This window comes from Loktanella atrilutea (genome assembly GCF_900128995.1).
Classification (GTDB): Bacteria; Pseudomonadota; Alphaproteobacteria; order Rhodobacterales; family Rhodobacteraceae; genus Loktanella; species Loktanella atrilutea.
Map to the genome: position 1 here is coordinate 144653 of NZ_FQUE01000001.1, position 20830 is coordinate 165482.

Below are 20830 nucleotides of genomic sequence, written 5' to 3' on the forward strand. Positions count from 1 at the left end.
ACCGGGGCAGGGGTCAAGGGGGCGCGGGATGCGCCCCCCTTGGGTCAAGAGGCCATGCCGGCGACCTCTGCCAGCAGGGCCGCATTGCCGCCGGCCGCCGTGGTGTCGATGCAGACGTGGCGTTCGTGCATGACGTGGGCCGTATCCGGCATCGCGGTGACAAGGCTGACGATCGGCCCCTCGCGTTCCGTCAGTGCCTTGGCATAGGCGCGGCCCTGCGCCGCGTCGCCCCACCAGATCGCCGTGGCCAGCGGCGACAGGGTGGTCAGCGTGGCCGCCGCGACGGCGCCCTGCGCGATGATCGGCAGACCGCCCAGCAGTTCCACCTCGCGCGCTTGCGCCGTCGCGGCGGCGGGGCCGGGACCGAGGCAAAGCACGGGCCCGCGCGGATGCAGGCTCAGGCGGTTGGATTCACCGGTCGGGCCGGGCATGTCGCGTGGCGGCGTGCTCGGAGGCATCTTTGCACCGTTGATGACCTTCTCCAGACGCGCCGGCGTGTCCTGTCCGGTCCAGCTGGCCGGGGTGACATGCGCCTCTGCCGGGGCGGCGAAGCGGGGCAGGTACTGCGGGCCCCCCGCCTTGGGTCCGGTGCCCGACAGCCCCTCGCCGCCGAAGGGCTGGCTGCCCACGACCGCGCCGATCTGGTCGCGGTTGACGTAGATGTTGCCGCAATGGATGCGGTTCACCATCAGCTCGACCCGGTCGTCGATGCGGGTGTGCAGACCGAAGGTCAGGCCGTAGCCGGTGCCGTTGATCGCCTTGATGACCTTGTCCAGGTCGCGCGCCTTGTAACGGACGACGTGCAGGACCGGGCCGAAGATTTCCCGCTCCAGCTGGTCAATGCCGTCCAGCGCGATGATGGTGGGCGAGACAAAGGTGCCAAGCGGCGGAACGGCCAGCTGGTGTAGCACACGTCCCTCTGCCGCGGCCTGCGCGATGTGCGTGTTGATCCCGTCGCGGGCGGCGGCGTCGATGACCGGGCCGATGTCCGTGGACAGGGACCATGGATCGCCCAGCGTCAGGGTGTTCATCGCGCCCTTCAGCATCTGGATCAGCTTGTCGGCGATGTCGTCCTGCACGTAGAGGCAGCGCAGGGCAGAGCAGCGCTGCCCGGCCGACCGGAACGCGCCGTTGACGATATCGCGGACCGCGTGCTCGGGCAGGGCGGTGCTGTCGACGATCATCGCGTTCAGACCTCCGGTCTCTGCGATCAGCGGCGTGCCCGGCGCGCAGTGGTCCGCCATGCTGGCCGCGATCTTGCGCGCGGTGGCGGTCGACCCGGTGAAGGCCACGCCGTTTATCCGCTCATCCGCCGTCAGGGCTGCGCCCACTTCGCCGCCACCCGGCAGACATTGCAGCACGTCCTCAGGAACCCCGGCGCCGTGCAGCAGGCGTACCGCAAGGTCGGCGATGATCGGGGTCTGCTCTGCCGGTTTGGCCAGCACGGCGTTGCCAGCGGCCAGCGCCGCCGCGATCTGGCCGGTGAAGATCGCCAGCGGAAAGTTCCACGGGCTGATGCAGGTCCAGATCCCGCGCGGGGCGGCGTCGGGCATCTGACGCGCCTGCGCCGCGTAGTAGCGCAGAAAATCCACCGCTTCGCGCAGTTCCGCCACGGCGTCGGGCAAGCCCTTGCCACCTTCGCGCGCCAGAATGGCAAAAATCTCGCCGGCGTGCGCCTCGAATGCGTCGGCGGCATCGGTCAGCGCCTTCGCACGGTCGTCCGCGCGGTCGTCCCAAGGACGTGCGGCCGCGAAGGCTGCGGCGACGGCCGAGGGATTCGCCGCCGTGACGTGACCAACGACATCGCCGGGGCGGGCCGGGTTGATCCGGTCGTGGGCCTCGCCGGCCTCCGCATCGATACCGGCGACACGCGGGGCCACTTCCCATATCGTGTCGTGGTGGGGCATCCGACCCTCTGAAATGGCGTCGAGCGTGGGCGGATGTGTCAGATCGAAGCCCCTGGAATTCACGCGATCCCCGAACAGCGCCGGACCGCTGCGGATCGTCGGGCGGGTGCCGATCTGGGTGAAGGGGTCGGCGGCGACGACCTCTGGCGCGACATCCTCGTCCACGATCTGGTTCACGAAGCTGGAGTTCGCGCCGTTCTCCAGCAGGCGCCGGACGAGGTAGGCCAGCAGATCCTCGTGCGCGCCGACGGGGGCGTAGATGCGGCAACGCGTATGTTGATCGTTCAGCACCAGCGTGTGCAGGGTCTCTCCCATGCCGTGCAGGCGCTGGAATTCGTAATCGGCGGGCCCCCGGTGCATCTGGCGCGCCAGATCGAGTATGGCTGCCACCGTATGCGCGTTGTGGGTGGCGAATTGCGGATAGATCCGGTCGGTCAGGCCCAGCAGCTTACGGGCGTTCGCGATGTAGCTGACGTCCGTATGCGCCTTGGCAGTGAAGACAGGAAAGCCGTCCATCCCCATGACCTGCGCGCGCTTGATCTCGGCATCCCAATAGGCGCCCTTAACCAGTCGAACCATGATCTTGCGATCCAGTCGCTCGGCCAGATCGTGCAGATGGTCGATGACCATCCCGGCCCGCAGGCCATAGGCCTGCACGACGACGCCGAAGCCGTTCCAGCCGGCCAGCGCCGGCTCTGCCAGCACCGCCTCGATCACGTCGAGTGACAGGGCAAGACGGTCCGCCTCCTCTGCATCGATGTTGAAGCCCATGCCGGCGGCCTTGGCGAGGATCGCCAGCGCCGTCACCCGCGGCACAAGTTCGGCCATCACCCGGTCCTCTTGTGCCACCTCGTAGCGCGGATGCAGCGCCGACAGCTTGACCGAGATACCCGGATTCTCTGCCACGGAGTCGTGCACGCAATGGGCGGCGATGGCACTGATCGCACGGGAGTAGGACAGCTGATAGCCGCGCGCGTCCTTGTCGGTCCGCGCGGCCTCTCCCAGCATGTCGTAGGAGTAGGTGAACCCCTTTTCCTGCATGCCTTCCGCACGTTTCATCGCCTTTTCGATGGTTTCGCCCAGCACGAACTGGCGCCCCATCTCGCGCATGGCGCGGCCGACAGCGGTGCGAATCACCGGCTCGCCCAGTCGCTTGACCGCCCCCTTCAGGTGACGCGTGACGCCCGGCTTTGTGTCGTCCAGCACGCGCCCCGTCAGCATCAGCGCCCATGTCGAGGCGTTCACGAGGCTGGACGCCGACTTGCCGAGGTGCTTGCCCCAGTCGGACGGCGCGATCTTGTCCTCGATCAGCGCGTCGATGGTGTCGGCATCCGGCACCCGCAGCAGCGCCTCTGCCAGACACATCAGGGCAATGCCCTCGTCAGTGGACAGGCCGTATTCGGCCAGAAAGACCTCCATCATGCCGGGTTCGGAACTCGCGCGGATGCGGCGCACCAGATCGGCACCCGCCGCGCCGATCCGGGCGCGGTCGGCGTCCGACAGATCGGCTTCGGCGGCCAGCGCCGTGACGACCGACTTTTCATCCGCATACATGGCGGCATCGATCTTGGCGCGGCGGTCGTCTTGCGTGTCGCGGGGCATGGAAAACTCCTTGGGGTTGTCGCAGTCTACCAACTTGTGAAAAGACGATCCGCCTTGTAATGTCGGGCGATGGGACGGATCGGTCCGCATTTCGGGGTTGTCCATGGTCGAAACGACTGTCGCGCTGGATTCGTTCGACGCGAAGATTCTGGACGTGCTTGCCGTTGACGGCCGCATCAGCGTGACCGCGCTGGCCGACCGCATCGGCCTGTCCAAATCTCCCACCCAGGCCCGCCTGCGCAAGCTGGAGGCGGACGGCGTGATCCGTGGCTACCGCGCGCTCTTCGACCCCATCCTGCTGGGCCGCGACCACGTCGCCTTCGTCGAGGTGCGTCTGACCGACACGCGCGAGGTTGCCCTGACCGCCTTCAACCGCGCCGTGCTGGAGGTGCCCCAGATCGAGCAGTGCCACATGATCGCCGGCTCCTTCGACTATCTGTTGAAGGTTCGCACGCAGGGGATGACCGATTACCGGCAGGTCTTGGCGGACTTCATCTCGACCCTGCCGCATGTGGCGGGCACATCGACTTACGTCGCGATGCAGGCGGTGAAGGAGGAGGGCGTGGCGCCCGTCCCGCCCGCAGGGTGACGCAACCGTGATTTGACCGAAGGTAAGGGGGCCTGAAAATGCCGGACATGAGACTGATCCTCGCCCTGACCCTTCTGGCCGCCCCTGCCTTTGCGCAGGACACCGAAAGCGTATGTCCCACGGCCCCCGATCACGCGGCGGAGGCGGCAGAGATCATCGCCCGCCTGCAAAGGACCGGGAATGAAATGCAAGCCCGGCCCTTGGCCGACCGACTGTGGCAGCTCTGGACCGACGCGCCGGACGCCAAGGCGCAGGCGCTGCTGGACGAAGGCATGGCCAAGCGCGAGGGGTATGATTTCCTCGGCGCCCGCGACACCTTCGACACGCTCGTCGAATACTGTCCCGACTACGCGGAAGGCTACAATCAGCGCGCCTTTGCGAGCTTTCTGCGGCAGGAGTATGATGCCGCGCTTTACGACCTCGACAAGGCACTGGCCATCACGCCGACGCATATCGCGGCGATGTCCGGCAAGGCGCTGACCCTGATGGGGCTGGGCCGCATGGAGGAGGCGCAGGAGGTTCTGCGCGACGCTCTGGCACTCAATCCCTGGCTGAAAGAGCGCGGGCTGCTGCAGGAACCGGCCGGAACCGACCTCTGACCGCTTGCTCCCACGCTGCCGCCCCGCTACGACACCTGACGTGCCCCCGTGGTGGAATGGTAGACATCGGAGACTTAAAATCTCTTGGGCTTTGCCCGTGCCGGTTCGAGTCCGGCCGGGGGCACCAATAAAGCCCTACAAAACCCCTTATTTACAACGCTACAAGGTCGCTGTACACTCCCTTAGGTCCACACGTAGGTCCACATTGGGGTTTCGGAATGAAGGCCAAACTGATGCTCAAGCACGTCAAGATCGACGCCAATGGTCGGTATCGGTATCGTCGTCGCGTCCCGCAGGCCCTTCAGGCAACCCTAGGGGTCACTGAGTTCATCAAGACCTTGGGCCGGACTGAACGTGAAGCCATCGCTGCCTACGGGCCATATCATCACCTTGTTGAGCAGCAGATCGCCATGAGCAGGGCAGGGGGCACCTTAAAGTCTTCTATTGAGGCCAAGGGCGACATCAGGTCCTTCTTTCAGATGCACAAGCTTGACCCGTACAGCAGTGGCAAGACTGAAAGCGAACAGACGGGGCGTGAAGCCTACGCTGATGAGATCATTGAGAAGTATCACAGGGACCCCATCACCGGGCATCCTGAGGACATCACCCCTGAAGACAGGGCCATGGTGATTGCCCTGCATAGCGGCATCGAGGCTGTGGTTGCTGAGCCTACCATCACGGACGCCTTTAAACTGTACCTGAAAGAGAAGGCCCTAGCGGACCCGTTCAAGCGTCAGAAGCAGATCAACAACTTCAATCGGATCGAAAGAGACGCCCTTGCTGTGTGGCACGCTGACTTGCCGCTGAAAAGGATCACACGGCAGAACGCCAAAGACCTCAGGGACCATCTGCTGACACGCATGAAGCCTGACTCAGTGAAGCGTCAGATCAACAACATTAAGGCTGTGGTGGCGTATGCCTGTCGAGAGTTCGAGGTGCCGCGCACTGATGTCTTCCTGGACCTGTCGTATCCCAAGGAGGCCCTTGAGGACCGTGAGAAGCGTTTGCCCCTGTCGCCGGATATCATTGATGCGATGTACGGGGAACTGAAGAGCGACGTTGTGCTGTCGGACGTCTGGACACTGATACACTACACGGGCGCTCAGAACGCTGAGTTGCTGTCCTTGGAGGTCAGACACATCAACGTCGATCACAAGGTGCCCCATGTCATCATAGAGGCCACTGATACGCGTTCCCTGAAGGATGGGTGGCGCAAGAGGGAGGTGCCCTTGGTCGGCAAGGCTCTCGCGGTCGCCAAGCGCATCGTTGAGCAGGCCAATGGACGACAGTTCGTGTTTCCTGAGTATGCCCTCACGTCCAAGCACGACCTGTTCAGCAACAAGATGATGAAGCGGTTGCGCCGACACACGAAGGACCCAAGGCACAGCCTGTACAGCCTCAGGCACAGCATGAAGGACGCCCTACGTGATGCTGACGTTTCCCTTGACCTCCAAGAGGCCATCCTTGGGCACTCCACAGGCTCGGGCTCACAGGCGAACTATGGGAGTGGTCATTCCCTAGAACGCAAGCAGGCGGCCTTGTTGAAGGTTTTTAGAGCGACCTGAAGGTGAAAAGTCGTCCGGCCTTCGAGGAGGGCCAATGCGTTGCGACCACGTGTATCAATCTGTCGGATAAATCACCTTGCACTTGGCGAAATTGCTCAATCTAGATGCAGGAACGCGTTGCTTTGACTGCCCGGTATTGAGGGATCACCCATGGACGGAAATCCTCACGTCACTTCAGAGCGGCCAACAAAGGGGATGCTTTTGGCTGCCCGTATGGCGAGCCTGAACCGCTACCCTGCCACCACCGAAGCGAAGGCGCTTATCGATGATGTCCTTAATGACATCTTGGAGTTCGAAAGCGCAGGCAAGCTTCGTAGTCGGGCTCGCAAAGCCAAAGACCTTGAGGCCTTCCGAGCGGGCCTTGGGGCGCTTGTCGCAGACCTCCTTGTCCACTCACTCAACGTCGAGGCAGGGGGGTACTGTTACCGGGGATTTGGCCCGATGTCCTTCGAGGGGTCATACGCTACGACTGAGTTGCTAACCCAGTATCGTGACCGCTTGGTCGCGTTGGGGTTGGTTGAGTATGTTCCCGGCTATCAGACGTCTGCAAACGGATATGATCGTTCGGCAAAGGTTAGTCGGTTCAGGGCGACACCGGACCTGCTTGCCAAAGCTGCTGACCAGCTTGAGTTGACCGTCGATAATCTGAAACTCCACTTTGTCATCGATCGCTCCTTGGGGTTTCCGATCACGCTGAAAAGGACCGCCGTAGAGGAAGGTAAGGCGAAGCGGATGCCTTTCGACAAGACAGACCCGATAGTCCGGGGGTTGGCCAGAGACATGACTCGTATCAACGATTACTTGCAGCAACACAGCTTCAACCTTGGGCTGGACCCATTGTACCGCCGTGGTTTCCATGGAGGTGACAGACCGGGCTTCCAGTGGAACCTTGGTGGTCGCATGTTCGATTACGCTGAAGTCGGCCTAACCAACATGAAGCGAGAGGTCCGGCCGGGCATCACGATTGACGGTGAGAAGACCTGTGAAGTCGATATCAAGGCTTGTATGCTGACCATCATCTATGGGGTCACAGGGACGCCATTTGATCTGAAGGTGGACCTGTATGCTGTTGATGGCGTGGCCAGACCATTGGTCAAAAAACTCGTCAATATGGCCATCGGCAAAGGTGGTGCACCAACGCAGTGGCCTTCGACTTTCAAGGCAGAACTTGTTGAGCAGGGCGAGCAGCCCATCCCAAAGGGACTGAAGGCAAAGGACGCTTGGACAAAGGTTCTCATCGCCCATCCTATCATGGGCCGTCTGAACGAACATGGCTTAGGCTGGCCTGAGTTGCAGTACATCGAGTCGGAGGTGTTGATGGCGACCCTACTTGAACTCATGGACGATCACGATGTCTGCGCGTTGCCGATCCATGATGGTGTCATCGTTGCTGTGTCGCACGCAGACGTGGTCGAGAGGGTCTTCAGCGGTAACTTTGAAAGATTAGTGGGTGTCAGGCCAAACATTTCGGTCAAAGGCAAACTTTGAATGGTCCAAGTACTGATAGGTACCTCACATAAACTGTAGCTCAGCGTTACATTCAATGAGTGTCCCTGTGGCTTACTGTAGGTCATAAGGCGCGACCTCCATTTCAATTTAGTACAGGCCGCCAAGTAGGAAAATTATGACTTATAAACTGTACCTAAAAGAATTCATTCCTTCAGAAGTGTCTGAGATAATTCCTGGATCAGCTTTTAACTACAGTGTTTGGTCACGCTGGCTGTCAGCAACCATTCCTCAAAACATTGATGAACGCTTTAGAGCGAATGCAAGACACCACCTGCAAATAATTCTAGTTGGCCTAGAGATGAAGTTTGGTCTGATTATCGCGAATAGGGACTATCGTAATACCGGAGTCGGCCACGGACTGCTGTACGAACCATATTTGTGGAATTTAATCCTAGAGACTTCCATTGCGACATACTCACTCGTGGAGGGGCTTGGAGTGGCACTGTATCTAGAAGGTTTACATGGAGAATCTACCGAAGGTCTGAGAATTGACGAGAGCGATTGGGCCTCAGTAATAAAAGCTGCTTGGATGCCGGATTACATAGGCTTTGATGATGACTTGGCGATAGTACGCAGAGGCCGTAACCGAATATACCAGAACGACTTGTCAGCGCCGATTGCGAATTTCTTAGATATTGATCCCAGAACGGTTTTTCCTGCTGTGGAAAGAATTTTGCATGCAGTCTTTGGTGGGTGCGTAAAAAGCGCAGCATTCTTGCCTGATTCGACGAACTTGTTCAGTCCACACAATAATTGAAATTAGTGTAGCGCTTTCGCTTCTAACAGGTCCTGAACCCATTATTTAAACTGCCGTATCTCGAAAATCTTTAGTCTGCTTAGGTCAGACACAGCCCCATTTCGTATGGGTGGTAGAAAACTTATCCAAATGTGAATAAGATGATCACTTTTTAATGGACCCTCATGAGGTCGTCTTCTTGCCACTTCGAAATGGCGTAATTGGCCCACTATTTTTTAGAAAATCGGTTTGGGGGTCTTAGGGAAGTCTATGGGAGGTAAGCAGTCTGGAATCAGAGGCTCCCTAGGTCTTCATTTTTGCGAAGGTTCTTGGCGCACTCATTGCGTCCTGGTTGTCTGTTCCGACACTAATCGTTTGATCATGCGTAATATTTTTCTTTACTCTATTGTGAATTTTTCTGTTATTATATGAAGATATATTAAGGGGGATTACGCAATGAAAGATTCTCTAGCGCGCAAAGAAGTAGTAGGCAGTTTAAGTCTTTCATTGGCATTTTTTCTTACTGCTCCGCTTCATGCAGCGACATTGGCACCTCAGTTATCGGCCTTTGCTATGACTGGAGGCTGTACTGATGTTGATCTTCAAGGTGACACTTCAGCGAACGCAAGCTGTCTGACGGCTTCTCCAACTGTAAGTGCAGCAGCAAATGGACGAGCTTCATTCGGTAATATCGGAGCTAGTACAAGTGTTGTAGCAGCACCTAACGGCCTCGGCCAGAATGGCGACTTTGCCATTTCTTCAGGTTCGTTTAGTGATACGTTAAACTTTTCAGTTTTAGACGGGTTTTGGCGTGTTCCAGTTGATTTTCTGGGGAATCTTTCAATTGGCGTTAATTCACCTGAAACGGGAGTTGAAGCCCGCGTTGCTGGGTCATTTTCAGTGAATGGTGTTAGCATATTTGAATCACAAACGACTGCCCTTTATGACAATGTCACAGGTGCTCTTTTTTATCAGACGGTCGAAACAGGTAACGCAGGCATTACAAGCCTTTTGCTTCCATTCACTAACGGTACGCTAAATGTTGGCGCCGAAGTAACTACTAGATCTTCCTGCGGCAAAGTAACTGGTCCTGAAGAATTATGTTTTACCCAATCTAATTTCTTCTCCAGTGCACGTTTCCTTTCTAGCGAAGTTCTCGATTTTAAAGGTGAAATTGTAAGAAATGCTGAGATTCTATCGGCATCGGGCTTCGACTACATTAAGGGTGTAAGGCCCCACGAAGTGAGTGCGGTTCCCCTGCCAGCTAGTGCTTGGGGATTTGTAATCGCGTTAATTTTTCTTTCGGCTGTTAAGCTAAGGCCTATGCGAAATACGTCCTGAAAGACGTCTATGACTGCCAAAGCGTTAATTTACTTTAGGATCAGTCCTAAAGTAGAAACCATGGGTGGCAGGTGGCAATTGGCAGAGAGGTGCGCATCACACAAACTCCCAAAGGCAGAAAAGTAGTCATGTGATGCGCTCAGATGGTCACGCTCGGGTGCTAAAAGCGCAATACCTGATGATGATGATTTGTAGTGGTCAGGATCAGCGACAAGGGGGATGTCGCTTTGGCGGATCAACAAATCGGCAAGTCACCCTTCCAACGAAAATCACAATGACCTTCCCACAGAGGCACCTTTGTGCTTGGGGCATGTCAGGATCGCGCCGACATGACTTTGCGCTGTAGGATGCCTCCCAGTGGCGCTACGGGACTCTAGTTGTGCACTTTGTTCGTAAGCGTCGTTGTGATATCAAGTGGACGATAACACATGGAGGGCGCGTGGATATGGAGTACCTTGTGTATCGGAGTGAGGCGCTGGTTACGCCCGAGTCACCGGAGTGCCAAAGCATTGTGACCATTTCCCACTTGAAGAATACCTTAGCTGGCATCACGGGGTTTCTTCATGCGGAAGACGGTGTGTTCATTCAATACATTGAAGGGCCAGCTGAACCGCTGTGGCAGCTGTACAATCGGCTTCACTCTGACGACCGGCATAGAAACTTGGAATTGCTTGGTCATGGCGTAATCTCGCGTCCGAGGTTCAAGAAGTGGCGCCTAGGGTATTCCCAAACTGAGATTGCTTCTTTTCGAGATTTTATGGGAGAGGTCTCTGCCGAGAAGTCGCTAAAGGACGCATCCTGCGCTGAAGCCGTTTATTTTTTGATGGGGGCAAGCGTACGGATTGACCTCGGGATCGGCAGTTCGCTTTAGCTGGTAGAACACTATCTCAGCTGTTCGGAGCGCAAATACAACAACAACAACGCCAGTGAAATGCCCTCTTTTTGAACTCGCTTAGCAGGATCCCCCACCCCCCTTTGGGATTGCTTTTCATTGTTCAGGGGTGACAACCGCGTCCTCATCCGTGGGCATTGCAGCGGTAAGGCCATGGAACATTGGGGTTCCGTCCAATCGTCCCTGTTAGTGTACCATGGCTATGGCGCAGGATGCCGTGATATGATGAGTGCTTTTATGAGGCTGCTGATGTAAAGGGTGCGTTGTCATTGTGTTTTGTGGGGGAGCGCAATGGCCAGTTCGGCGGTGCTCTTCGTTTCCAATGACGAATTGAGTGCCGCCGACACCTTAGCGCCTGAAGGCAACTTACGGATGTGTAATCCGCGTCATCTATCGCGTTGATGCTGAGTGCTTATTTTTCAGAGGCAGCACCATACGATCAACCGACTCCGGGGAAGGGGACAGGGGCTTGCGCCTCTTCTGGTCGTCGTATGGTGCAACATCAAACACAGCAAGGGATGCTACTCTGAGTGAAGCCTTGTCTAATGGATCCCTGTGGCGCCATTAGGGCGCTGCTATGGTCGTGCTTAGGCATCTGCCAATAGGTCTTGGCCTTGTGTCATGTCCTCAAGGCTGGCGGGATAGCTGCCATACGAATGGGTCAACGCTTTTGGCAGACCCGTTGTCACAACTTCATAGACATCATTGGCAGACAGGAGGGCATCATCATGCTCATTGGATACGCGCGTACCTCGACAACGGAACAAGTGAACGGCCTAGAGGCTCAGAGAGAGGCCCTGAAGGCCATCGGATGCGACAGGCTGTACGACGAACAGACATCGGCCACAGGGCCTCGTAAGGCGCTCTCTGAGGCACTGGGCTACGTCAGGGAGGGCGATGTATTGGTGGTCACGAAGCTTGATCGTCTGGCCCGCTCAGTGGTCCACCTTGGCGAGATCGTTGAGAGCCTTGAGGCCAAGTCGGTGGGTCTTCGCGTCCTGGACCTTGGGCTGGACACCACGACGGCCACAGGAAAGCTCATGCTGAACGTCTTGGGATCAGTCGCTCAGTTTGAACGCGAGATGATGCTTGAACGTCAGCGTTGCGGTATCGCCAAGGCAAAGGCCGAAGGTAAATATAAGGGTCGCAAACCGACGGCACGGGCTAAGAAGGCTGAGGTGGTCGCTATGTTGGCTGAGGGACATTCCAAGAGGGACGTGGCGAGGGCCTTGGGGATTTCTGAGAGGTCGGTATATCGGGTGGCGTAGGGCAAAACTGAAACCCTACATTTATGTGGAAGCCACTTCAGATGAGCGATTGCCATATTTTTGCCGAACCTACTGGATACGCTCATCTGGAACTGGCCTTAAATCCGAAGTCTCAATGCGTTATTTCAACAAGCTATTGGCTGCTGTTGGCCTGACTATGTTCTTGGCCACCGGTGCCTACGCCGAAACGGTCACCCATCAGGACGCTTCGCAATACGCTGGCAGTTATGTCACGGCGGAGGGTGTCGTTAGCCAAGTCTCAAGGAGTGGTGGAACCACATTCATCAACTTCGGAGGGCGGTATCCGAACCAAGTTTTCTATGCAGTGATCCTCAGGTCGAACTCGGGCTCCCTCTCAGACGCTCAGTCCCTTGAAGGCCGAAAGGTGGCGATCAGTGGCAAATTGAGTTTTACAAAGGTAAGCCTCAGATCGTGCTTGTGAATCCTGATCAGGTCGAGCTTCGCTGAGTAGCTTACATCAAGAAGGAGGAGCGCCATCCATCAAGTTCATGCTAGGATGGCTGATGTGGCTGATACGCAGTCCGAGCTGGACGTTTTGACTATCTTAGAGAACAGTTTACTTGGTGGAATCGCACTGAGAGAGACCCAGTCGAAATATTACACTTCCTGTATGTTTGACTTCCAAGGGAGTTTAGTCTTGCCGTGACGCTTTGGGCCACAGGGCAGAAGTGCAACTGGTGGCCTTCACGCAGCGTAGGTACACATGTTGCTGCGAGGCAATGGCGGTTGAGGGTACTTGTCGTCAGGTGGGCTTGATTTTGCTTGTGTGGTTGCAACGCCTAGCACCGCTGCTAAATCGAGCAAGCGAGCACGCTGAAGGCGCTTGCAATAATGTGTTTCAGGTGGCAGCGTCAACGCAGTTGTAATGTTTTGCTGCTCATTTCGACATTTCGGGGCTAACGTTAGAGGGCTGAATGCAGATCGAACCGGAGATTTCGGGAGTTTCAATAGTCCTTATCGGAAACTTTAACCCAGCAATTTTTCACCCCAGTTGGTTGATGGCGAATGGTATTGAGCCGGAAGTGGATACAGACAGGATTGACCTTGAAGTGTGTCATAAAGATGTATCGAGATTTTCCATTGATGGTACGCACTATTTTGTAGATCAGGATCGATTTCAAATCCAAACAAGCTCAGCTCCGTGGGTGCAGATTTTAGACAAGACTACAAATTTATTCAGGGGACTCTTGCCGCACACGCCACTAAAAGCGGTCGGGTTAAATCGAGACGCACACTTCGTTCTACCTAGTTTTGAAGCAAGAATGAAATTGGGGCGTAAGATTGCTCCAATTGAGCCTTGGGGGAAGTTTGGTGGCGAGATGGAGAAAGACGAGCCGGAGCTTGCAGGTGGCATGTTGAGCCTCACTATGAGGTCGACTGAAGCCGCTGATGATTACTCGCTAAACAAGAATCTTAAGATCGAACCATCATTTCAGGTCAAGGGAAGCAATGGGGTATACATACAGGCAAACTTTCATTTTACGCCGAAAGACGCAGACGCCACATCTATCGATTTGGTAGGTCTTCTGCAGGGAGAATTTCAAGATAGAATAAATGAAGCAGAAGAAATATTTGCTACGCTTCTGGGGGGTAAGTGAAATGGCCATTACTGCTGAGCAAACACTGTTCGATCTTCGAGGCTTAGAAGAAACGGTATACTCCGGTAACGTGAATAAATGGAGCGATATCGTCGCCCGCTATTCGCAAGATATAACGCAAGTTAGCCGTTCATTAGATGACGCTCCGTCCGAAGAAGGGGAGACTTTCGCTTCTCGCAAGTTGAACAAAGGTACTACACGAACCTATTATTCAGATGGTCTACTTTCTGATCTCTCAACGGTAGACGAGAGAGGCTATCAGAAGCCAAAGCTGCCAAAGAAGAATACTTCTACCCTAACGCCCACCCAAGAATGGGAGGGGTTTGTTGAGCTAATTAAAGAAACTAAATTTGTAGTTAGGTTGACAAATGTAAAGGATGCCACCGGCAGTCCGACTGAAGCAGCGGAGTTTGAGATGCGCGAGCTTCCTTATGCCGATCAGAAACGATTAGAAATAGGGTCACTAGTTCGATGGGTTGTTGGATTCGAGCGATTGCCAAACGATCAACGACAGCGAGTGTCCCGCCTACATATGCGACGTCTTCCAGTATTCACTTCAAAAGATATTGAACGCGCTTATGCTGATGCTGACGATCTTTTGGAAGGGCTGACTTGGGATGACGCATCCTGAAAATGGTAAAGTCCAAGTAACCGTATTTGGTCCCGGTTTTGGAGAGAGTATTCTGATCCATATTGGTGACAGGTCATGGATAATAATTGATTCTTGTCTCAACGATTCCCGAAAACCGGCGGCTTTGGATTATTTGAAGTCAATTGGAGTTGATGTTGCAAGCGAAGTTTTCCTGATTGTCGCCACTCATTGGCATGATGACCACATAAAAGGGTTGAAAGAGACGCTGCTGGAATGTGAAAGTGCACGTTTTGCTATGTCGTCAGCCTTAACAAGGCGGGAGTTTTTGGCTTACCTGATAGCGTATGATGCTCAGCCAGACATGAATACAGGGAGGGGTGGCAGCGAGATTATTTCATGTTTGCGAATTGTAAAGAAAAGAGGTCAACCTGCAATTCCTGTCGTTCAGGATCGGAAGATTATTGACTGGCCAAGCGGACACTTTTCACATCAGCAGTCAGTGGAGCTATTGGCTCTGTCGCCCTCCGACATGCAGTTTTCTGACGCATTGTTAACAGCAAGTGAGTTCCCAGATTTAATAAATAAGAGAACGGGGGCGCAAGCCGTTCCAAAGAAGAGGATTTCGAGCGAGAATAAGAATGATCTGTCTGTTGCCATATTGCTAACGGTTGGAAATAACGCAGTTATACTTGGTGCTGACGTTGAAGAGCGAAATGATGGAAATTACGGCTGGCTCAATATTGTAAATAACAGGAAAGGACGTGAGCCAAGACCTAAATATCTGAAGGTTGCTCATCATGGCTCAGAAGGCGCCCATCTAGATGCACTATGGAGCGATGTACTGACCACTAATGCTATTTCCGTAGTTACGCCATGGTCGCGCGGGGGCAATTTGCTGCCGACAGCTCAAGCTAAGCAGAAGCTTAGAGAACTTTCGGACAACGCTTATATTACCAGTACAGAAATTATATCTCTTAAGAAGCGATACGACCGAGATGTCCTGAAGCACATTAGTCGATCTGGGGTGGAGTTACTATCGACAGTGTATCGTTGTGGATCAGTAACCTTACTTATCGACTCTATCACGGGTGGCCTAGAAGACGTGTGCCTGACGGAAAGTGCGGCAAAGCTCTGATCCAAGAAGCATGAAAATAAGAGCGGTTGGAGTTGAAGCTAGGTCCACACGTTAATCCACAAAACCCCAATCGATGAACCGTAACGCCTTATAAATAATGTTTTAATAAAAGTGGTCTGTTCCGGCCGGGGGCACCATTGCCGGTCTGCAGCCAGGCCACGGTCAGCCTCCGCTGTCGATGTCGGGTCCCCTCGTCGACCCGGCCAATCATTGGTGTGGGAACCGTTGACGTTCGTTTGACGTTCGCTTCAAGGTCTCATATGGAGTTCAACATGACACAGCGCATCATCTGCACGTTCGTACTCGTTTCGACCGCATTCCTATCGGCCTGTGCGCCTGCGGTCATCGGCGCTGGCGGCGCCGTGGCGGCCGACGCCGTTGCCGAAGACAATGGCGGCAACCTGTTTTAAGCCGACGTAAAGCTTTAACCATCTGGCGGGAGGCCATGGTGGCCTCCCGCAGTTATCATTACCAAGTCAGCCGTTGTCGATGCGACCCGCCATTTGGGCAATGGCCTTCTGGTAGACGCCAGCGGCGTTCCACTGCTGGATCACGGCGAAGTTCGGTTGACCTTCCTGAAAGCCGGCGCCGGGCTGCCAGCCTTTCTGGCGCAGGAAGTTCGCAGTCGAAGCCAGCGCGTCGGACTGGTTCGTCAGATCTACCACGCCGTTGTTGTCCGCATCCACGCCGAACCGCGCCACGTTGCCGGGCAGGAACTGGGTATGGCCGACTTCGCCATGCATTGCGCCGACGGTGCCGGACGACAGGCTGCCCCGGTCCACCAGTTGCAGCGCGGCCAGCGCATGCGGGGTGAAGAAATCGGTCCGGCGGCAGTCGTAGGCAAGCGTCGATATCGCGCTCAGCACGTTGCTGTCGCCCATGAAGTTACCGAATCCCGTCTCCATCCCCCAGATCGCCACCACGACCGAGGCTGGCACGCCATAGCGTTGTTCCAGCCCGGAGAAGAAATTCGGGTTGTTGGCAATCTTCTTGCGGCCCTGCGCCACGATGGTGTCGGCGCCGCGAATGCGCAGAAAATCGTCAAGGCTGTACTTGAAGGACTTCTGATTGCGGTCGGCGCTGATCGTACGGGTGGCATACTGCGTGCCTGCGAGGGCATCCAGACCGCGCTGGCCCACACCTTGGGCAGAAGCCTCTTGTGCGAATTGCTGTTTCCAGGCGTTGAAGCCACTGGCGTCGCTGCCGCAGGTGGCGGCGGCGGCCGCGGTCGAGGACAGGAGGAGCGTGGCGAGTAGAGCGTAACGGCGCATGTGTCATTTCCAATGGGACAAAGTTGGGGGTGACATTAGCATGATTGCGCCGTTATCCAATAACGCCTCTGTCAGTGGCGGCAGACAGCCGCCAGAATTGCGCAAATCATCGGATTTCCGATAGGCGACGACAGAATAGGATTCGAGCAGACCATGACCGACACCACACGGCTGAGGACGATCTTCCTTGGAATGATCGCACTGATACTGACGGCCGCGGCACTGCATGCCATGACAGCCGTCTTCGTGCCAGCGGTGCTGGCCTTCTTCGTTGCGCTGGTCGCAGCACCGCTGGACCGCTGGGTGCGTGCCAGCGTGCCGCCGATGCTGGGATGGCTGGGTCAGCTTGCGGCGGTTCTGGCGGTGCTTGCAGCCCTTGCCGTCTTTGCTGCGGGAATCGGTCTGGCGGCCAAGCAGGCCATGCAGGTGTTCGACAACCTACCGGAAGGGGTCATAACGGCCGTCCAGCAGGCCGCAAGCGGCGAAGGCGGCGACGCGGCTGCTGCAGCCGGTGCCGCGCTGGAGCAGACTGCCGCGGATCACGAGGCGGCGCAGGGCGCGACGACAGAGGTCTTCGGCATCCCATTGTCGCGGATCGCAGGGCTGATCGGCGGGCAGGCGGTGGGCATGATGGCGGAGGTCGCCAAACTGATCGCCGCCAGCACGGGGACGTTGATCTCTGGCGTCATCCTCGTCGTCCTGCTGATGGCCCTGATGCTGGCCGAGCGGGGGCGCTGGCAACGTCTGTTGGTCGGGCAGCTGACACGGTCGACAGAAGAAGAGGTCGAAGAGGCCCTGTCGCAGATCGCCCACAAGCTGCGGATCTTCATCGTCACACGTGCTGCGCTGGGGCTGGTGACGGCAGTGTTCTACGGCGCGTGGCTGTGGTGGTTCGACGTGGATCTTCTGCTGGTCTGGATGCTGCTGGCGGTGCTGCTGAACTTCATCCCGACCGTCGGGTCGATCATCGCGGGCGGCCTGCCGGTCCTTTACGCGATGGTGACGCGCGATCCGGGCACCGTAGCGCTGATCGCCTTCGGCCTCTTCATGCTGGAACAGATCCTCGGCAATGTCGTCGACCCCTACGTGCAGGGCAAGCAGGTCTCTGTCTCGCCGGTGGTCGTGCTGGTCGGGCTGCTGCTGTGGGGCTGGATCTGGGGCATCACCGGCACCCTGCTGGCGACACCGATGACCATCGTGATCGTGGTCATCTGCGCCCATATCCCGGCCACGCGCACCTTTGCGCTGATGCTGTCGGACAAGTCCGACCTTGACGACCTGCTGGTGAATACCGGGGTGCGGGCGGCCTGATCAGGTCCGCACGCCCGCAAAGCGCGCGGCCCAGTCGTCGCGCTCGGCCTCCGTGATCTTGCGGAACAGGTTCTCCGGCACGTCAAAGGCATGGCCGGCGGGCAGGGCATGCAGCGACGTCGCGATGTCATCGGGCCAAGCGGCATGATCAACCTTCATGGCGTCGCGCATCGCGCGGGCGGCCTCCGGGATGAAAGGCGCTGACAGGATGGCATAAAGCCGGACGAGGTTCAGGCCGATGCGCACCTGCGCCGCGGCCTGATCCGGATCGGTCTTGAATGTGGTCCAGGGGGCGGTGGCCTGCAGGTATTCGTTGCCGGCCACCCAGATGGCGCGCAGCTCTGCGGCGGCCTTGCGAACTTCGATCGCGTCCATGTGGGATTCGTAGGTTTTCAGGCGGCGGGTCAACTCCTCGGTCAGGGCCGCCTCGGCCCCGCCCTCCTCGCCACCCGCAGGCACCGCGTCACCGAACTTCGCGCGGCAGAACTTGGTGATGCGACTGACGAAGTTGCCCAGCACGTCGGCCAGATCCTTGTTCACGTCCTGCGTGAAGGACTCCCACGTGAATTCCGCGTCGGAGGATTCGGGTGCGTGGCTCAGCAGCCACCAGCGCCAGTAGTCGGCCGGCAGGATTTCCAGCGCCTGATCCATGAAGACGCCGCGCCCGCGGCTGGTGCTGAACTGGCCGCCATCATAGTTCAGGTAGTTGAACGACTTGATGTAGTCGACCAGCTTCCAGTTATCGTCGGCGCCCATGATCGTGACCGGGAAAGACAGGGTGTGGAAGGGCACGTTGTCCTTGCCCATGAACTGGGTATAGCGCACGTCGTCCGCCCCCTTGTCGGTGCGCCACCAGCTTTCCCAGTTGCTGCCCTTGCCCGCGTCGACCCACTCCTGGGCGCAGGCGATGTATTCGATGGGCGCGTCGAACCAGACGTAGAAGACCTTGCCCTCCATCCCCGGCCAGGGCTTGTCGCCGTCCTGCACCGGCACGCCCCAGTGCAGGTCGCGGGTGATGCCGCGGTCCTGCAGGCCGTCGCCGTCGTTCAGCCACTTCTTGGCGATGGAGGTCGTCAGGATCGGCCAGTCGCCCTTGGAGTCGATCCAGTCGGCGAGCTTGCCCTTCAACTTGGACTGCTCAAGGTAAAGATGCTTCGTGGGCCGCACTTCGAGGTCCGTCGCACCCGAGATCGTGGAATGCGGATTGATCAGGTCGGTCGGGTCGAGCTGCTTGGTGCAATTGTCGCACTGGTCGCCGCGGGCGCTTTCGAACCCGCAGTTCGGGCAGGTGCCCTCGATGTAGCGGTCCGGCAGGAAGCGGCCGTCGGTGACGGAATAGACCTGCTCCTCGGTCACCTCGCGGATCAGGCCCTGATCGTTCAGGCGCCCGGCGAAATACTGGGTCAGACGCGCGTTCTGGGGCGAGGAGGACCGTCCGAAATGGTCGAAAGACAGGCCGAAGCCGCGCGCGATCCCGGCCTGCACCGCATGCATCTCGGCGCAGTAGTCGGCCACCGGCTGGCCCGCCTTGGCCGCCGCCAGTTCCGCCGGCGTGCCGTGTTCGTCCGTGGCACACAGGAACAGCACGTCATGTCCGCGTCCCCGCAGGTAGCGGGCATAAAGGTCGGCCGGCAGCTGGCTGCCCACCAGATTGCCCAGATGCTTGATCCCGTTGATGTAGGGAATGGCGGAGGTGATCAGGTGGCGGGCCATGGCGAGACTTTCTGTTGCTTGGCCGCCCTTCTAGCGGGGGGGCGGACCTTTGCCAATGTCGCGCGGGCGGGTTAGGAGGTGCGCAAAATCAAAGGACGCCCCATGAAAGACCTTACGCTCGGCCGCACCGATATCACCGTGACCGACTGGTGCCTCGGCACCATGACCTTCGGCAACCAGACGCCAGAGGACGACGCCCACCGCCAGATCGACATGGCGCTGGACGCGGGCCTCACCTTCATGGACTGCGCCGAGATGTATCCGGTGAACCCCGTCACCCGCGAAACCGCCGGCCGGTCTGAGGAATACCTTGGCAACTGGTTCGAGAAATCGGGCCGCCGCAGCGACTGGGTGCTGGCGACCAAGGCATCCGGGCCCAACGACAACATCGTGCACGACGGCAAGGGCTACACCGGGGCCAACGTGGATAAGGCGATCGACGACTCGCTGCGGCGGCTGAAGACCGACGTGATCGACCTCTACCAGCTGCACTGGCCGCACCGTGGCACATGGGCGTTCCGCAACAACTGGACCTTCGACCCCTCCGGTCAGGATCGTTCACAGGTGCTGGACCACATGCACGATGTGCTTTCAGGCCTCGACCGGGCGGTGAAGGCGGGCAAGATCCGCGCCGTCGGCCTGTCGAACGAAACCGCATGGGGCACGGTGAAGTGGTGCGATCTGGCCGAGGAACACGGCCTGCCGCGGATGGCCACGATCCAGAACGAATATTCGCTACTGTGCCGGATCATGGACACCGACATGGCAGAGACGATGCACCACGAGGATGTCACCCTCCTGTCCTTCTCGCCCCTCGCCGCGGGCCTGCTGACCGGCAAGTATCAGGATGGTGCGGTGCCGAAGGGCAGTCGCATGGACCTGAACGGCAACCTCGGCGGCCGCAAGTCGGAACGGGTCTTCGACGTCGTGCAGGTCTATCTGGACATTGCCGCGCGTCACGACCTGTCCCCCGTGCACATGGCGATGGCGTGGCAGGCGACGCGCCCCTTCGCGGTCAGCGCCATTTTTGGTGCCACCACGGCGGATCAGTTGCAGCACATCCTCGCGGGCCGCGACGTGACCCTGTCCGAGGACGTGCTGCAGGAGATCGAGGCCGCCCACAAGGCGCATCCGTTGCCCTATTGATCGGCGCCCCCTTGCCGACGCGGGTGCGGTCCTTG

The 20830-nt window shown here is 57.8% G+C and carries 17 protein-coding genes and 1 tRNA gene; 15 read left to right on the plus strand and 3 right to left on the minus strand.

Annotation, left to right across the window (positions count from 1 at the left end; translation table 11 throughout):
* Positions 1–44: 44 nt before the first annotated feature.
* Positions 45–3509, minus strand: coding sequence for a bifunctional proline dehydrogenase/L-glutamate gamma-semialdehyde dehydrogenase PutA (putA, locus tag BUA54_RS00695; protein ID WP_072855293.1), 3465 nt, complete (start codon positions 3507–3509; stop codon positions 45–47).
* A 103-nt stretch (positions 3510–3612) separates the two neighbouring features.
* Here putA and BUA54_RS00700 point away from each other — a divergent pair, with 103 nt between their 5' ends.
* The 13 genes from BUA54_RS00700 to BUA54_RS21120 all read left to right on the plus strand — a co-directional run bounded on the left by BUA54_RS00700 (position 3613) and on the right by BUA54_RS21120 (position 15764).
* Positions 3613–4098: an Lrp/AsnC family transcriptional regulator gene (locus BUA54_RS00700; protein WP_072855294.1), complete on the plus strand. Its 486-nt coding sequence runs from the start codon at positions 3613–3615 to the stop codon at positions 4096–4098.
* 38 nt (positions 4099–4136) lie between these two features.
* Positions 4137–4697 (plus strand): tetratricopeptide repeat protein, encoded by a 561-nt coding sequence (locus BUA54_RS00705; RefSeq protein WP_342742672.1) that lies wholly within the window; start codon positions 4137–4139, stop codon positions 4695–4697.
* Between the two features lie 42 nt (positions 4698–4739).
* Positions 4740–4824: transfer RNA gene (locus tag BUA54_RS00710), tRNA-Leu, on the plus strand.
* A 106-nt stretch (positions 4825–4930) separates the two neighbouring features.
* On the plus strand, positions 4931–6262 hold the full coding sequence (locus BUA54_RS00715) for a tyrosine-type recombinase/integrase (protein ID WP_072855295.1): 1332 nt from the start codon (positions 4931–4933) through the stop codon (positions 6260–6262).
* Positions 6263–6412: 150 nt separating this feature from the next.
* Positions 6413–7750 (plus strand): hypothetical protein, encoded by a 1338-nt coding sequence (locus BUA54_RS00720; protein WP_143155313.1) that lies wholly within the window; start codon positions 6413–6415, stop codon positions 7748–7750.
* Between the two features lie 136 nt (positions 7751–7886).
* Positions 7887–8528 carry a hypothetical protein gene (locus BUA54_RS20730; protein WP_143155314.1) on the plus strand — a complete coding sequence of 214 codons (642 nt, stop codon included), beginning with the start codon at positions 7887–7889 and terminating at the stop codon, positions 8526–8528.
* A gap of 435 nt (positions 8529–8963) precedes the next feature.
* Positions 8964–9848 (plus strand): hypothetical protein, encoded by an 885-nt coding sequence (locus BUA54_RS20735; protein ID WP_143155315.1) that lies wholly within the window; start codon positions 8964–8966, stop codon positions 9846–9848.
* Positions 9849–10293: 445 nt separating this feature from the next.
* Positions 10294–10719: a BLUF domain-containing protein gene (locus tag BUA54_RS00725; protein ID WP_072855297.1), complete on the plus strand. Its 426-nt coding sequence runs from the start codon at positions 10294–10296 to the stop codon at positions 10717–10719.
* Between the two features lie 749 nt (positions 10720–11468).
* Entirely contained in the window at positions 11469–12008 is a 540-nt protein-coding gene (locus BUA54_RS00730) for a recombinase family protein (RefSeq protein ID WP_072856077.1), read from the plus strand.
* 935 nt (positions 12009–12943) lie between these two features.
* Positions 12944–13627, plus strand: coding sequence for a hypothetical protein (locus tag BUA54_RS20745; protein ID WP_143155317.1), 684 nt, complete (start codon positions 12944–12946; stop codon positions 13625–13627).
* Positions 13584–14258 (plus strand): hypothetical protein, encoded by a 675-nt coding sequence (locus tag BUA54_RS20750; protein ID WP_143155318.1) that lies wholly within the window; start codon positions 13584–13586, stop codon positions 14256–14258. Before BUA54_RS20745 ends, BUA54_RS20750 begins: the two co-directional genes overlap by 44 nt.
* Positions 14245–15354 carry a ComEC/Rec2 family competence protein gene (locus tag BUA54_RS20755; protein WP_143155319.1) on the plus strand — a complete coding sequence of 370 codons (1110 nt, stop codon included), beginning with the start codon at positions 14245–14247 and terminating at the stop codon, positions 15352–15354. The genes BUA54_RS20750 and BUA54_RS20755 overlap by 14 nt, the downstream gene beginning before the upstream one ends.
* A gap of 272 nt (positions 15355–15626) precedes the next feature.
* A complete protein-coding gene (locus tag BUA54_RS21120) occupies positions 15627–15764 on the plus strand; it encodes a hypothetical protein (RefSeq protein WP_178352688.1) in 138 nt (45 codons plus the stop codon).
* 66 nt (positions 15765–15830) lie between these two features.
* Here BUA54_RS21120 and BUA54_RS00745 read toward each other — a convergent pair whose 3' ends face one another.
* Positions 15831–16625 (minus strand): lytic murein transglycosylase, encoded by a 795-nt coding sequence (locus BUA54_RS00745; protein ID WP_072855299.1) that lies wholly within the window; start codon positions 16623–16625, stop codon positions 15831–15833.
* A gap of 153 nt (positions 16626–16778) precedes the next feature.
* Here BUA54_RS00745 and BUA54_RS00750 point away from each other — a divergent pair, with 153 nt between their 5' ends.
* Complete coding sequence (locus BUA54_RS00750; RefSeq protein WP_072855300.1) at positions 16779–17936, plus strand: AI-2E family transporter; 1158 nt, start codon at positions 16779–16781, stop codon at positions 17934–17936.
* Here BUA54_RS00750 and metG read toward each other — a convergent pair whose 3' ends face one another.
* Positions 17937–19649, minus strand: coding sequence for a methionine--tRNA ligase (gene metG, locus BUA54_RS00755; protein WP_072855301.1), 1713 nt, complete (start codon positions 19647–19649; stop codon positions 17937–17939).
* A gap of 102 nt (positions 19650–19751) precedes the next feature.
* On the opposite strand from metG, the gene BUA54_RS00760 reads away from it, so the two are divergent.
* On the plus strand, positions 19752–20795 hold the full coding sequence (locus BUA54_RS00760; protein WP_072855302.1) for an aldo/keto reductase: 1044 nt from the start codon (positions 19752–19754) through the stop codon (positions 20793–20795).
* Positions 20796–20830 lie beyond the last annotated feature (35 nt).

Bases quoted from the DNA above. Each gene is read 5' to 3' on its own strand.
- BUA54_RS00745 (WP_072855299.1), bottom strand. From the start codon at position 16,625: ATGCGCCGTTACGCTCTACTCGCCACGCTCCTCCTGTCCTCGACCGCG.
- BUA54_RS20735 (WP_143155315.1), top strand. From the start codon at position 8,964: ATGAAAGATTCTCTAGCGCGCAAAGAAGTAGTAGGCAGTTTAAGTCTT.
- BUA54_RS00700 (WP_072855294.1), top strand. From the start codon at position 3,613: ATGGTCGAAACGACTGTCGCGCTGGATTCGTTCGACGCGAAGATTCTG.
- BUA54_RS00730 (WP_072856077.1), top strand. From the start codon at position 11,469: ATGCTCATTGGATACGCGCGTACCTCGACAACGGAACAAGTGAACGGC.
- BUA54_RS00760 (WP_072855302.1), top strand. From the start codon at position 19,752: ATGAAAGACCTTACGCTCGGCCGCACCGATATCACCGTGACCGACTGG.
- BUA54_RS00750 (WP_072855300.1), top strand. From the start codon at position 16,779: ATGACCGACACCACACGGCTGAGGACGATCTTCCTTGGAATGATCGCA.
- BUA54_RS20750 (WP_143155318.1), top strand. From the start codon at position 13,584: ATGAAGCAGAAGAAATATTTGCTACGCTTCTGGGGGGTAAGTGAAATG.
- BUA54_RS00725 (WP_072855297.1), top strand. From the start codon at position 10,294: ATGGAGTACCTTGTGTATCGGAGTGAGGCGCTGGTTACGCCCGAGTCA.
- BUA54_RS00705 (WP_342742672.1), top strand. From the start codon at position 4,137: ATGCCGGACATGAGACTGATCCTCGCCCTGACCCTTCTGGCCGCCCCT.
- metG (WP_072855301.1), bottom strand. From the start codon at position 19,649: ATGGCCCGCCACCTGATCACCTCCGCCATTCCCTACATCAACGGGATC.
- BUA54_RS21120 (WP_178352688.1), top strand. From the start codon at position 15,627: ATGACACAGCGCATCATCTGCACGTTCGTACTCGTTTCGACCGCATTC.
- BUA54_RS20730 (WP_143155314.1), top strand. From the start codon at position 7,887: ATGACTTATAAACTGTACCTAAAAGAATTCATTCCTTCAGAAGTGTCT.
- putA (WP_072855293.1), bottom strand. From the start codon at position 3,509: ATGCCCCGCGACACGCAAGACGACCGCCGCGCCAAGATCGATGCCGCC.
- BUA54_RS20745 (WP_143155317.1), top strand. From the start codon at position 12,944: ATGCAGATCGAACCGGAGATTTCGGGAGTTTCAATAGTCCTTATCGGA.
- BUA54_RS00720 (WP_143155313.1), top strand. From the start codon at position 6,413: ATGGACGGAAATCCTCACGTCACTTCAGAGCGGCCAACAAAGGGGATG.
- BUA54_RS20755 (WP_143155319.1), top strand. From the start codon at position 14,245: ATGACGCATCCTGAAAATGGTAAAGTCCAAGTAACCGTATTTGGTCCC.
- BUA54_RS00715 (WP_072855295.1), top strand. From the start codon at position 4,931: ATGCTCAAGCACGTCAAGATCGACGCCAATGGTCGGTATCGGTATCGT.